Origin of the sequence: Arthrobacter nitrophenolicus (assembly GCF_000332815.1) — a bacterium.
Lineage (GTDB): Bacteria > Actinomycetota > Actinomycetes > Actinomycetales > Micrococcaceae > Arthrobacter > Arthrobacter nitrophenolicus.
Map to the genome: position 1 here is coordinate 1 of NZ_AOFD01000084.1, position 13002 is coordinate 13002.

Here is a 13002-nt window from a genome sequence, read left to right on the forward strand (position 1 = left end):
ATTGAACTGCCTCACCAGCTGCACCAGGGCTATTAGCGGCGCTTCAGATTGGCTGTGTGGACCAACGCGTCTCTACGGCCGGCACAGAGAAGGTAACCGTGCAGCCTATTGGTCCGCCTTCAGTACATGTCGTTCGCGGATGAGCCCAACTGGGACTTCTGGATGGACCTGCACAATGTACCTCCCGATGCCTAGGCGGGTCATCATAATTCCCGTTCGACGCTCGATAGCGGTTTCCATCACCAAAGTAACCGCGTTGTGGAGAGCGTGGTCGAGGTCTGCTGCCTTTGCGACCACAACTTCAGCCACACCAGGTGAAAAGACCGTTACTTCACCACTGCCCGATACGGCATTCAGAGCAGTACGCATTCCTTATACCCTCTCGATGTCGTTGGCCCGCGGCCGAAACATGAAGCTCCAAGTCCTGCAGTAGTCCATCAACAGAGGACGCTCGTCCTGCCACATGACGGGCGCGGAGTACCATTCCGTATGCTCTTGCCTGCTGCTGGGCCAGCTCGGAGCTCGGCCTTAGGCGGCCAAGTTGAGCGGGACGGGTACCAGTTTCTGGAGTTCTTCGAGGGTGCAGCCGAAGGTTTCGCGGACGGTGACGCCTTCGGGTCCGGTGAGGAACACGGCTTTGTCGGTGTAGACGCGGGTGACGCAGCCGACGCCGGTGAGCGGGTAGGTGCAGGTTTCCACGATCTTGGAGGCGCCTTCACGCGTCAGGAGCGTCATCATCACGAACACGTCCTTGGCGCCGGTGGCGAGGTCCATGGCGCCGCCGACGGCGGGGATCGCCCCGGGTGCCCCGGTGTGCCAGTTCGCGAGGTCACCGGTGGCGGAGACTTGGAAGGCGCCCAGGACGCAGATGTCCAGGTGCCCGCCGCGCATGACCGCGAACGAGTCGGCGTGGTGGAAGTAGGACGCACCCGGGAGTTCAGTCACGGGGATCTTGCCTGCGTTGATGAGGTCGCCGTCGATGTCGTCCCCTGTGGCTTCCGGGCCCATGCCGAGCATCCCGTTCTCGGTGTGGAGGGTGATGTCCTGGTCCTCGGTGAGGTAGTTGGAGACAAGGGTGGGCTGGCCGATGCCCAGGTTCACAAACGATCCCGGGGCGATGTCCTTGGCCACGAGGCGGGCGAGGTCATCCCGGCCCAGGGGTGTGGCGGAGGTCTGGATGGAGGTTGTTGCAGTGGTCATCTCAAGCCACCTTTCCTGCTGAACTCGAAGCCGCCACGCGGACAACCGTATTGACGTAGATGCCGGGGGTGACGATGTTCTCCGGGTCGAGCCCGCCGACCGGGACGACCTCGGACACCTGGACGATGGTGTGCTTTGCAGCGGCGGCCATGATGGGGCCGAAGTTCCGGGCGGTCTTGCGGTAGACGAGGTTGCCCTTGCCGTCGGCTTTGAGGGCTTTGATCAGGGCAACGTCGGCGTGGATGGGCGTCTCGAACACCTGGCCGCGGCCGTCGATGATCCGGGTTTCCTTGCCTTCGGCCAGCATGGTGCCATACCCGGTGGGCGTGAAGAACCCGCCGATCCCGGCACCGGCAGCGCGGATGCGCTCGGCCAGGTTGCCCTGCGGCACCAGTTCGAGTTCGATCTTGCCGGCCTTGTACTTGGCGTCGAAGTGCCAGGAATCGGACTGCCGCGGGAAGGAACAGATCATCTTCTTCACCCGGCCTTCCTTGATCAGCAGAGCCAGGCCCTGGTCGCCCTGGCCGGCGTTATTGTTCACCACGGTCAGTCCGGTGGCCCCGCATTCGAGCAGCGCGTCAATCAGTTCGAACGGCTGCCCTGCGTTGCCGAACCCGCCGATCATCACGGTGGAACCGTCACTGATCCCGGCCACGGCCTCCTGGACCGAATCTGCAAAGTTCAACATTCCCCTACGCCTTCCGAGCAGTAACGTTTTCGAGCACCACGGCCAGGCCCTGGCCCACACCGATGCAGATCGCCGCGACGCCCCACCGTTCCCCGGAGGCCTGCAGGGACCGGGCCAGGGTGCCCAGGATCCGGGTGCCGGACGCGCCGAGCGGGTGGCCCATCGCGATCGCCCCGCCATGCCCGTTCACAATGGCAGGGTCGATGCCCCAGGCGTTGATGCAGGCCAGTGACTGCGCGGCGAAGGCTTCGTTAAGTTCGACGGCGCCCACCTGGTCCCAGCCGATGCCCGCCTTCGCGAGGGCCTTGTTCGCAGCCTCCACCGGGGCGAAGCCGAAGTACTGAGGGTCGTTGCCATGCGCACCGCGGCCCGCGATGCGGGCGAGAGGCTCAAGCCCAAGCAGCCCGGCGGCAGCCTCGGACCCCACCCAGGCCGCGGAAGCGCCGTCGGACAACGGGGATGCGTTGCCGGCGGTAACCGTGCCGCCCACCTCGGCGCCCTCAGGCTCTGAACGGAACACCGTCTTCAGTGCCGCAAGCTTCTCCGCGGTGGAACCGGGCCGGATGCCCTCATCCCGCACCAGGTCAGTGCCCGGCACCGGGGCCACGAGGTTGTCGTAGAAGCCTTCGTCCCATGCCGCGGCGGACAGGTTGTGGGAGTTAGCGGCGAACTCATCCTGTGCCTGCCGGGTCACCCCGTACTTCTCGCGCAGCCGTTCGGTGGCCTCGCCCAGGGAGATGGTCCACTCCTTGGGCATCGCCTTGTTCACCAGCCGCCACCCAAGGGTGGTGGAAGCCAGCGTCATGTCCCCGGCCGGGTAGGGCTTCTCCGTCTTCGGCAGCACCCACGGCGCGCGGGACATCGACTCCGCACCGCCCACGAGCATCAGGTCCGCGTCGCCGGCGTTGATCTGGCGGGAGGCGATGATCGCCGCGTCCAGCGACGAGCCACAGAGCCGGTTCACCGTGGTCCCCGGAATGGACACCGGCAAACCCGCCAGCAGGGTGCCCATCCGGGCGATGTTCCGGTTCTCCTCACCGGCACCGTTGGCGTTGCCGAACACCACCTCATCAATCCGCTCCGGATCCAGCCCGGGGGCGCGCTTTACGGACTCCTTGATCACGTGCGCGGCAAGGTCGTCCGGGCGGACACCGGCAAGGCCGGAACCGAACTTGCCGAACGGGGTGCGCACGGCGTCGTACACAAAAGCCTGGTTCACGAAATCTTCTCCAAAGTTCCTCTGATCTGCTGGCTGTAGGTATCTTCAACGAAGCAAGCAAGCACCCCTGCCAAACATCGTCTCGCCTCTCAGCTCTCGAGCATTTCCTTCTAAAGCTGTGAGAACCACCAACCCGACGTTCTTTACAAACAGAATGACCTTGCGCTGTTAACGAGGCAGAAATGATCCAACGGAGCGCCTTCAAGTCAGCGTATTGGCACCGTTCCGGCCCATGCGGATTCGAGTAGTTGCCTGAGGGCATCCTGCGTCACCGACCGTGGGTTCGTTGGCGGGACCACCGGGAGTATTAGCTGGACTGCTTCCAAGATGCTCGTCTCGGCCAGCCCATAGTCCCTCAGCGCTCGTGGCGCATCAATTGCCTCCTGCAGCGCGTTAAGGCCATCGACGGCTGCCTCGGCACCAAACGCGGCAGCAATACGGGCGGCGGCCTCCGGTGCAGCCGGAGCGTTGAACGCGAGAACGTGAGGGAGGACAGCGGCATGAGTTTCGGCGTGAGGCAGGTTGTATGCGCCACCAAGAACATGGCAAATTTTATGATGCATACCGGAGCCGGCGGCAGCGAACGCGACCGCCGAGAGATAGGCTCCGTAGAGAGCCTGCTCCCGTCCTTTCCGGTCGCGCGGGTCAGCCTTGATACGCGGCAGGCCCTGTGACAGCGCCCGGATGCCCTCAGTGGCCAAGGCCTGGTTGATGGGGTCACTGCCTGGAGCCCACATGGAATCAATGCAGTGGGCCAAAGCATTCAATCCGGATGCCATGGAAAGCCCCGCTGGCAGGGAGTAGGTTAGTTCGGCGTCGTAGATGATCGTTTGGGGGAGTACAACGTCGTCTACTCCGGTCGTCTTGCGGGACGCCTCCGTCATGCCCCAGACGTTAGTGGCTTCAGATCCGGCGTAGGTGGTTGGAACAGCGACGATGGGCAGGCCACTGGTCAGGGCGATGGCCTTGGCCAACCCTGTCGTTGATCCGCCGCCAACACACACCAGCAAATCAGTACCTGCTTCGGCGGCGGCCGCCCGCGCCTTCTCCGCCTTTTCGACTGGCACATGCGGGGCAACATCCGTATAAGTCAGGGCTACCTCGATGGCAGAACTAACTCCTAGCGCAATCTCGATCTCGGCCTTTGAAGCGATCAGCATGATGCTGTGTGCACCGCGACGGGAGACTTCAGCCTCTAGCTTCTCCGCGGCTTTGCCTGGGGCGAAGAGCACGCGCTGTCCGAGAGTGTTATGTTCAAATTCGAGGTCCATAAAGGGTCCTTAGGTTGTGATTTGCCGTTGCGGGAGATAGATTGCGCGAGGTTCAGGGCGACTCCATCTGCTCGAACCTTGCGCAGCCGTCAACGGCGGCACATTGTCTTGGTGGCGTTGGTAGCTAATGCAGCCTGTCCCCGGCACTTGGCCTTACCGCGATTCTTTCTACTTGGAGAGCAATCTCCTCATCGCGCCGTCACACACACTTAGGCGTTGGTTGCTATAAACGCGGCGTCGATGTTGATCGTGACTTTGTCTCCGACCAGGACGCCACCTGCTTCAAGAGCCGCGTTCCACGTTAGGCCAAACTCTTTGCGGCTAATCACCGTTGTGGCAGAGAACCCTGCCCGAGTCGCACCAAACGGATCGACAGTCACGCCGTTGAATTCGGTTACTAGGGTTACGGGCCTGGTGAGGCCACGGATTGTCAGTTTCCCCTCCAGGTTGTATGTGTCGCCATTTCTGCTGCATCCGGTGGACTGGTAGGTAAGGGTGGGAAACTGCTCGACGTCGAAAAAGTCCCCGCCGCGAACATGGGCATCGCGGTCCAAGTTGTTGGAATTAAGGCTCTTCGCAGCGATGGTTGCGGTGGCCGCCGACTTCTCCAGTGTGTCTGACACCTGAAGGGTGGCTGTCACCTCGTCGAAACTACCGCGTACTTTGCTGATGCCTGCGTGACGAACAGTGAAACCGATCTCGCTGTGAGAGCTGTCGAGAGTCCAGATCCCAGGGGTAAGCCCTAGGAGGGTGGAAGGAGTGGAGTTGGTCGAAATGGACATTTGATTTTCCTAAGGGTGGTGGTGTTACTGGTCTGCTGAGTGTTGGTGACTATGTCGAGCTGCTGGTTTTCTCGGTTCTTGGCTTAGCAGGCGGCTTGCCGCGGACATGGCTTCATCAGTGATGATGTGTTCGGACCCCGGGGAGATCCGCAGGTCAACCTTTGCACCCAGCCTGGTCAGGATCTCCGCGGTGTCCTGTACCCGGCTGGAGGGGACCCACGGGTCGTGCTCGATGCTTCGAATAAGGACAGGGACACCATGCAGAGGTTTGTCCTGTTGGGATTCAACGGATTCGTTCCCGATATAGCCCCCAGTGAAAAGCAGGAGCCCCCCGAATGGCATTGGCGTGGTCAGGATGAAATGCGAGAGAAGGCAGGCGCCCTGGGAAAAGCCCCAAAGGACGGTGTCTTGTGGTGCAAAACCGTCGTCCTGCATCCTCAATAGAGTGGCACGCAAGGCTTCTTGGGCTTCAGCGACGTACGGTTCATTGCCCTCAATGGGTTCCATAAAGGGCCGCGGGTACCAGCTGTCGCCAAATGCACGGGGAGCGTAATAACGAATTCCGTGGGAACGGATCCTCAGTGACTGCTCCTGCATGAAGGACGGTGATTGGCCGCGGCCGTGCACCGCCATGACTGCCATGCGCGCCTCTGATCGTCCAGTGCCCCATGACACCACGGGTTGTTCGAGATGTCTGTTAGCTGCCATGGCGGTTACTCCTACCTGGTAAGGACTGGAGGGAGCGGGATGGTCAAGGTCACGCTCCCTCCAGTGGTTAGACGGTGATGTGTTCGAGTTGCTCGAACATTTCATCTCGGCGTGACTCGAACTGGGGAGGGACCTGGAACTTCGTCCCGAGTTCGTGCGGGGACTCATCGCAATCCCAGCCACCGTCCTCGTGAGTGACCGCCAGTTCGAACAGAGCACCACCTGGAGTGCGGACGTACACCGACTTGAAGTACTTGCGGTCTTTAAGTTCGGAGATGTCCGTGTAGCCGGCGCCTTCGATGCCGAATTTCACTTCGTCCTGGTTCTTCAGGGTGTCCAGGTTCCACGCGAAGTGGTGGAAGGTTCCTGCACCGTAAGTCCAGGTACCCTGGTCTTCACTCCGGTTCGCGATCAGTTCGATGTGGTTGCCGATTTTCTCGTTGCCGACCTGGAGTGCTGCCCGGTCTCCGTCTTCCAGAATGGTTCCCTGGGCGAAGAAGGTGTCGTTGGCGAAGTCGACCATACGCTCAGGGGTTGAAACGTGAATTCCGACGCCGTGCAGACCATGAATAGCATGTTCGGCCGGTACGCCATTCCCTGCAAATCCTTCGCGGTCGTCATTTTCATTGCCGACGAAAACGTACTCGATGCCGCTGGGGTGGCGGAAAGCGAGACGTCGCTGATCGAAAACCTCGATATTTTCAACATCAATTTTGTGCTGGTTAAGTCGCTTGTGCCAGTAGTCGAGGGACGTCGGCGGTACCGAGAGCAGAACTTCACGGGCCTGGTTCGTTCCCCGCTTGCCAACAAGACCGGCTTGGGCCCACGGGAATGTTGTAACCACCGAGGAGGGATCACCGTTGGCGTTGGAGTAGTAGAGGTGGTAGACGGGCGTTGAACCGTCGAAGAGGACCGTGCGTTTGATGAATTTCATGCCCAGGGTCTTGACGTGAAAATCAACGTCTTCCTGGGCACCTCCGACGGACAGGGTGACATGGTGCGAGCCTTCAAGATAGGCCATGGTGTTGCTCCTTTGTTTATCGATGAAATGGGGTTGGACTTGGGGGCTATGCGGGCTGGGGTTGGGCGATGTCCTCGGCGTTCGAATTCGGGGCCTGGCTTGCGTGGCCCAGCAGGTCGATGAGAACTGCACTGATGGAGACGTCGGTGGCATCAGCATCAGTGACGGCACGCCAGGCGACGAAGCCGTCGGGCCGGACGAGTACGGCGCCCGTTGCTGAGATGCCATAGGCATCAGAGAAGCCACCGCCGGCGTCGGAGTATCCACCCGAGTCGCCAATGGAATGCACGTCGATGTCAATGTCGAGTGCTTTCGAGGCCCGAAGGGCGCGTTCGTGCCATGCCGGCTGATTTGAGCCTGTCAATAGGACGAAATTTCGCCCGAAGAGGTCAAGCGTTGAGAGGATTTCTCCGTCAAGTTCAATGGGGTGGTGTGGGGCTCGGGTGCCGGCGCGGCCCTTGGATTCGCGGGGATTGCCATGGAGCTCGCCGAGGTCATCGGCGTCTGCTGTCACGGCTGTGGACCTGTAGCGGTAGCCAAGGTCGATGTTCGCGTCGCTAACCAGAGGTTCCATGTCGTCAGTGGCTAGGAATGGTGCCGCCCGTGCGACGTATCTCGAGAAGGCCTGTGCGACGGTAAAGCCTGCTACGGGCCGACGCTCAGAGTCGTAAGTCGACAGAAGTTCGGGCTGGGCGTCTCCCTTTATAACGGCGGCCAGCTTCCAGGCCAGATTATGGGCGTCATGGATTCCGGTGTTACCACCGTAACCACCGTACGGGGGCATTGAGTGCGCCGCGTCACCGACGAGGAAGATCCGCCCGCTTTGCATCCTTTCTGCCACCTGAGCTGTCGCCTGCCACCGCATGACGTCATCGATCTCGACCGCGATACTGTCGTCGCCCAAGGCCGCGCGGACGAGGTCCACGCAGCCCTCCTCCGTCAAATCGGTCCAGATGTCACTGTTCGGGTTTAGCGGATCACCAAGACCGTGGACAGCTAGAAAACCTGACTTGTACGGCTTCTCGATACGGAAAAACCCCTGCAGTGTTGGATTGACGACCATAATAACTCCCAGGTTCCGCCCTCGGAGCAGTTCTTTGACGTCCGCGCGGAAGTAGATGGTGATGCTTTTTGACAGCACGCCATGTCCCACCCTGCTGATCCCGAGCCGATCCCTTGTTGGGCTGTGGGCTCCGTCAGCGGCGAGCATGTACCGCGCCCGGACTGTTGAGGTCTCTCCGGTGTCGCGGTCCCGGATTAGGGCCGTCACTCCGTCGGCGTCCTGTTCAAAACTGACCAATTCCGTCCCGAACAAGGTCTGCGCTCCGAGCTCCTGTGCCCGGCCCTTCAGCACCGGCTCGATTGCCACCTGTGTGGCAAAAAGTCTCTCGCACGGGCTCAAATCGCGGACACCATCATTGAGTTTGGGCAAGTGCCACGCGATCTCTTCGCCCGCCAATGTCTCCACGGACATGATCGCGGCATCCTGGTCAAACTGTTCCGCCGATTTGGCACTGATAATTTCCTCGAGCCCGGCAGTCCGCAAAATCTCCATCGAACGCTGAAGGATTAGGGCGGCACGGGGATGGATCGCCGAACTGCGGTGGCGTTCCACGACTAAGGAGGGGATTCCATGGGTGCCCAGCAGGGCGGCGCTCGTCATGCCGACAAGGCTGCCGCCCACTATCAGGACTGGAACGTCATAATCATTCATAGCTACCTCTTCCTGGTCAACCCGATAGTTTGGGCACGGGTGACAGCTTTCATTGCTGGTGCTCTAGGGGGAATCGACGTTTGACGAGCGCTCTTTAGATCCGGAAGGCCCGGCATCACACGACTTCTTCTTTCGTTTTGCGTCTTCCGAAATAAGCTATAGGTGAGTCGGGTCACAAAGCATCGCTCTAGAGTGCGGTCGCATGTTCATTCCGTGCAGTAAGGTCAGCGCGACTGTCCGTCACTCTTCGTACGCATAAAATTGGAAGACTAACGGCGTGCAACGACGCACTGTCCGTCATTCCCTGCAGGCCGCAGAGGAGGAGACGCATTTGAAAAGCGAGGATTCGGCTTCACGATCGTCCGCCCAGAACCAGAATCAAAGTCCGCAAGCAGCGGTTCGGAGTATTGAGGACTGGGGAGTCTTGCTATCACGGTCGCTGATGAGTTTCGAAGTTGAATTGGAACGCCCCGGAGCGTTTCAGGGCTATCTGCGGAATCGGAAAGTTGCCGGCATTGAATTCATAGAGATGTCCACCGGCAAGCATCTGGCGCACCGAGGAGCTGAAAGTATCAGCAGTACGGATCGGCCCGATTATCTTTTGTGCCTGCAAATTGCAGGGGTGGGTGAGTTCTCGCAGGACAACCGCACCGCTGTTCTCCAACCGGGTGACCTCACCCTTTTCGACACAACCCGGCCCACGACGGTGGTGAGTAGCACGGACTACCGCAACCTCTGCATGAAGTTTCCCCAACGTCTCATCAACCTTCCGCCGGAGCAGTTAGGCCAGTTGACAGCAACACGTACAGGAGCAAGGGACGGATTCGCCCCAGCGGCGGGTACATTGCTCATCACGATGAACCAGCTGATGGATACTAGCTCGGGCAGGAGCAAAATTCTTGCCGCCCAAGGAGCTCTGGACATCATCACCACCATGTTCCAAAGGCAATTGGATATTTCCACCCCTTCATATCCACAAGCAACGTCTCCGGCCTTGCTGGAGCAAATTAGGAGCTACATCGACGAAAATCTCTCAGATCCTGGGCTGGGACCGAGGACTATCGCGGCCGCGCATTACATCTCACTGCGCCAGCTTCACGGCATCTTCCAAGCCCAAGGGCTCACCGTTGCGTCTTGGGTCCGCCATCAGCGGCTGCAACGCTGTCGGCGCGATCTAAGCGATCCCGCTCTCCATGCCGTTTCCGCCGCCTCCATTGGGCTCCGATGGGGCTTTAAGACCGCGTCTCATTTCGGAATGTCCTTTAGGAAAACTTTTGGACTTACGCCCGCCGAATTCCGGCAAGAGGCGCTTAGCGGCTCTTGGGGCGTTTGAGACTAAAAAAGCACGGGCAACGGCGCGTTACGAATATGCTCCTCAGCCAAATACGCGAGTTGGAAGGATCAGGCCATTCTTGGACACTGTTGATTTGGGACATCCGAGGCAGAGTCCTCATTGGCTTGGACTTCGTAGACGCTACTTCATTTTGGGCCTGGTCGAGGTAAATACCCTCATGCTTTGCACCGTTTTCCACCGTGTGGTTCCCTAGGCGCAACGGATTGCATGGCAATAGTGCCACGCACGCGCCGGGTTTTCTGCCGATGGCAAAACATCGCCGGACGCCGGTGTCAAGGCAACTGAGCTGAACTTGACCCGGCCCGCTGCAGGTCGCCTAAATATGGGCGCTTCACGCGTTGTAGAGGCCGCACGGGACCCTGCCGAAGCACATGGGACGCGTTCAAGATGTCGACGAAAAGTCAAAGGAAATCTTCCTCGACATGCCGGGTGACTTTTCAGCGTATCGGTCTGCCGGCATCTGCAGCTCAACAGTAATATCGGTGGCGAGCGAGGCCCTGCGGGGGATACGGATGATTGCGGGGATTCGTTCGCCTGAGCCGACACGGGCCCACCCGGCATAATCACCGGAGGCGGGCAACATTCCTTGCACGGCGCGGGCTTTCGTTCTCCACGAACCCGCAGCCCGAGTCACCTCCATTCTGATTCTGTGGGGTCGTCCGAGGATTTGCTCAGCGATGCCTACGTCTCCAGATGAAAGTACTTCGCGCACCCAAGTCGAGGAGTAGCGCCTGCCCTCGGTTCCCCCTGCGGTACGATCGCCCAAGACAGATACGTCGAAGCTCCATCTGAGCCCAGCGGCGCGCAACGTCTCAATGTTTCCGGCGCGTCCCTGGCCGAACCGGCAATCCTCTCCGACGACCACAGCTGCAGCGTGCAGTGTCTTCACGAAAACCTTCTCTACAAAGACTTCCGCCGCTTGGGCCGCGACGTCTCTGGTGTATCTGATGACCAAGACAGCATCCACACCCTCGACTTCAAGAGCAGCCAGCCTGTCCTCAAGCGCCATGACGGCCAAAGGAGCCGTTTCTGGATAGAGCAACTGGGCGGGCAAGGGATCAAAGGTTACAACGACGGACTTGGCAGCGTTTGTTTCCGCCGCATTCAGAAGCCTAGCGAGAAGGAGCTGATGTCCACGGTGGACGCCGTCGAAGCAGCCCAAGCTGACAACCGTTTGGCCAGTCTCAGCCGGTACGTCATCCAAAGAGTTCCAGATTTTCATTAGACGATCCGGACTAGATCGCAGCTCTGCCCTAATAGCGACACGTGCTGACGTAACTTCGGGCCTGATACCTGTGATTTGAGCGTACGGCAGATTCCGCCGCACTTTGGGCCTGCATTGGAGCTCCCCGGGTCACTGTATAGCCGACCCGGGGCGGTGTATATACCAGAAACGATCAGAGACGTGGAGCGCGCAGGACGATACGCGAACGATTTCATCAATCTTGGGAGAATGACACGGTTGCCGAGGTGTATGCGTAGAGGTGACATTTTCCTCCGAACGAGTGCGGTTTGAGGCCCGCCTTAATCATTGCCCCCCTTCGTTAACGCTGCCGAAACCGGATGTCAGAGCCCGAATGCGTCGTTACTTCGCGACACGGACATGAACAGCAGCTTTTTCAGGGCTCCTGGAGCCGTTCTCGCTGCAGCAGCTGCGGAGCGCACTGGTGAGCAGGCAGCCTCGGCGCGTTACTCTTGGAATCCGCGCGGACTTCCCCACGTACATCGAAGACACACCACAATCCTCCAGCGCGTCTACATGTTTATGGAGGACTAACGGTCAGACGAAAGATGTCGCCTGACCGCCAGTCCCCCTGTGCCGGATTACGCGCTTTGCAGGATCGGAAATATGCTTTCGCGTAATCGCTGCTGCAGCCGTAAAAAAGTATGATGCTTGAGCGAGTCACAGGGAGTTGCCCACTCTGCCAGCATTTTTCTCCACCGCACGACTCTGTGATGGTCCCCAGGGAACGTCAAATGCCAAAACTAGCGTTTCAGCCTTCTGGACGCTGCCTCGCCGCCACAAGCCCTCGGTGCGGATCGGAACAACGCGTTTGTGCTGAGCCTTCCCTTCTGAGTCGAGCAAGGAGTGTCGACGCCAGCAACGCTGTCAGCAATTCGACCACGATCACGGCCACTGTTGATGCATTGCCAGCGTCCGTGGCCTGTAGCATCACGGAGTGCTGGGTCCCGTGAACGTGGCCTTGAGGGGTCTGAAACAACATAGGGCCCGCATGCAGCGCTGCCATCATCAGTGCAGCGATGCTAATCTGCCGGAGCGCCCGCACCTTTGGACGGTGCCAAGTATGCGCGGCGCACGGAACGCACACCCCAACCATGACGATGATCATCAGATTGAGCCACCATGGGTGAAGGCTATTAACCAGGAAAATATGCAGCACGCATGATCCCGCTGTCGCGCCCGCGCAGAGGCGGCCGTGAAGCAGCATGCTAAGAGGGCCTTGGAGCCCGTCGCTCCCTACGTTCCTCCAATTCCTCGGCTGGGACTACTTCGAGCATGGGCTTTCCAGGTGCGCAGAACATTGTCACCACGAACTTGGTTTCAGCGTCCTGCAGGTTGTTCCCGTCCTGATAATGAATCACGTCTCCCCCTGGTTCCCAGAACGTCTCCCCGGCTTTGACCACACGTTGGGGCTCGCCTTCCAGCTCGAAAATCATTTCGCCCTCAACTACGTACCCGTAGGCCGGTCCGCTGTGGCGGTGAGGAGGGGATCCAACGCTTCCTGGGGTAAGCGTGACCAAAATGGTCATTGCATGAGCATCTGTCGGAATAGGCGGGGCCGCGACCGACGACAAAACGTCAATGACCGCGCGGCCTTCGAATTCATTGGATGTGTGCATTGTTGCTGACTTCCTTTCATGATCGACTTTGGGGTTTTATTAGGAGCAGGAAAAAGTTGTGTCCTAATTGCCGGACTTTGATCCTTGCCTCATCGGGTGCGACGCCCTAGGCGGCAAGCCTAGAGATTGAATGGCAGACCCCGGCAAAGAACCGCGAACCTAGGCCCAAATAGAGGACCTTTA

Annotated in this window: 11 protein-coding genes; 1 reads left to right on the plus strand and 10 read right to left on the minus strand. The window is 59.7% G+C overall.

Annotated elements, in window-relative coordinates; genetic code table 11:
* Window positions 1-528: 528 nt before the first annotated feature.
* The 8 genes from G205_RS19380 to G205_RS19415 all read right to left on the minus strand — a co-directional run bounded on the left by G205_RS19380 (window position 529) and on the right by G205_RS19415 (window position 8603).
* Complete coding sequence (locus G205_RS19380; protein ID WP_009359500.1) at window positions 529-1200, minus strand: 3-oxoacid CoA-transferase subunit B; 672 nt, start codon at window positions 1198-1200, stop codon at window positions 529-531.
* Between the two features lies 1 nt (window position 1201).
* Complete coding sequence (locus G205_RS19385; protein ID WP_009359501.1) at window positions 1202-1888, minus strand: 3-oxoacid CoA-transferase subunit A; 687 nt, start codon at window positions 1886-1888, stop codon at window positions 1202-1204.
* A 4-nt stretch (window positions 1889-1892) separates the two neighbouring features.
* Window positions 1893-3107: a thiolase family protein gene (locus G205_RS19390; protein ID WP_009359502.1), complete on the minus strand. Its 1215-nt coding sequence runs from the start codon at window positions 3105-3107 to the stop codon at window positions 1893-1895.
* Between the two features lie 206 nt (window positions 3108-3313).
* Entirely contained in the window at window positions 3314-4378 is a 1065-nt protein-coding gene (locus tag G205_RS19395) for a maleylacetate reductase (protein WP_009359503.1), read from the minus strand.
* Between the two features lie 209 nt (window positions 4379-4587).
* Complete coding sequence (locus G205_RS19400) at window positions 4588-5160, minus strand: YceI family protein (RefSeq protein WP_009359504.1); 573 nt, start codon at window positions 5158-5160, stop codon at window positions 4588-4590.
* Between the two features lie 24 nt (window positions 5161-5184).
* Window positions 5185-5868, minus strand: a complete 684-nt coding sequence (locus G205_RS19405; RefSeq protein WP_012623574.1) for an alpha/beta hydrolase — start codon at window positions 5866-5868, stop codon at window positions 5185-5187.
* 67 nt (window positions 5869-5935) lie between these two features.
* Window positions 5936-6889: a VOC family protein gene (locus G205_RS19410; RefSeq protein WP_009359506.1), complete on the minus strand. Its 954-nt coding sequence runs from the start codon at window positions 6887-6889 to the stop codon at window positions 5936-5938.
* 46 nt (window positions 6890-6935) lie between these two features.
* The gene (locus G205_RS19415) at window positions 6936-8603 is read right to left on the minus strand and encodes an FAD-dependent monooxygenase (protein WP_009359507.1); all 1668 of its coding nucleotides are present in this window, start codon (window positions 8601-8603) and stop codon (window positions 6936-6938) included.
* 277 nt (window positions 8604-8880) lie between these two features.
* Between G205_RS19415 and G205_RS19420 the strand changes: the two genes are divergently transcribed.
* Entirely contained in the window at window positions 8881-9936 is a 1056-nt protein-coding gene (locus tag G205_RS19420) for an AraC-like ligand-binding domain-containing protein (protein ID WP_139187245.1), read from the plus strand.
* A gap of 403 nt (window positions 9937-10339) precedes the next feature.
* Here the strand turns inward: G205_RS19420 and G205_RS19425 are convergent, their stop codons facing one another.
* Window positions 10340-11179, minus strand: a complete 840-nt coding sequence (locus G205_RS19425) for an FMN adenylyltransferase (RefSeq protein WP_009359509.1) — start codon at window positions 11177-11179, stop codon at window positions 10340-10342.
* Between the two features lie 1229 nt (window positions 11180-12408).
* Window positions 12409-12819 carry a cupin domain-containing protein gene (locus G205_RS19435; protein WP_009359510.1) on the minus strand — a complete coding sequence of 137 codons (411 nt, stop codon included), beginning with the start codon at window positions 12817-12819 and terminating at the stop codon, window positions 12409-12411.
* Window positions 12820-13002 lie beyond the last annotated feature (183 nt).

Coding starts and splice junctions, on each gene's coding strand:
- G205_RS19380 (WP_009359500.1), bottom strand. CDS start 1,200: ATGACCACTGCAACAACCTCCATCCAGACCTCCGCCACACCCCTGGGC.
- G205_RS19385 (WP_009359501.1), bottom strand. CDS start 1,888: ATGTTGAACTTTGCAGATTCGGTCCAGGAGGCCGTGGCCGGGATCAGT.
- G205_RS19395 (WP_009359503.1), bottom strand. CDS start 4,378: ATGGACCTCGAATTTGAACATAACACTCTCGGACAGCGCGTGCTCTTC.
- G205_RS19400 (WP_009359504.1), bottom strand. CDS start 5,160: ATGTCCATTTCGACCAACTCCACTCCTTCCACCCTCCTAGGGCTTACC.
- G205_RS19405 (WP_012623574.1), bottom strand. CDS start 5,868: ATGGCAGCTAACAGACATCTCGAACAACCCGTGGTGTCATGGGGCACT.
- G205_RS19410 (WP_009359506.1), bottom strand. CDS start 6,889: ATGGCCTATCTTGAAGGCTCGCACCATGTCACCCTGTCCGTCGGAGGT.
- G205_RS19415 (WP_009359507.1), bottom strand. CDS start 8,603: ATGAATGATTATGACGTTCCAGTCCTGATAGTGGGCGGCAGCCTTGTC.
- G205_RS19425 (WP_009359509.1), bottom strand. CDS start 11,179: ATGAAAATCTGGAACTCTTTGGATGACGTACCGGCTGAGACTGGCCAA.
- G205_RS19435 (WP_009359510.1), bottom strand. CDS start 12,819: ATGCACACATCCAATGAATTCGAAGGCCGCGCGGTCATTGACGTTTTG.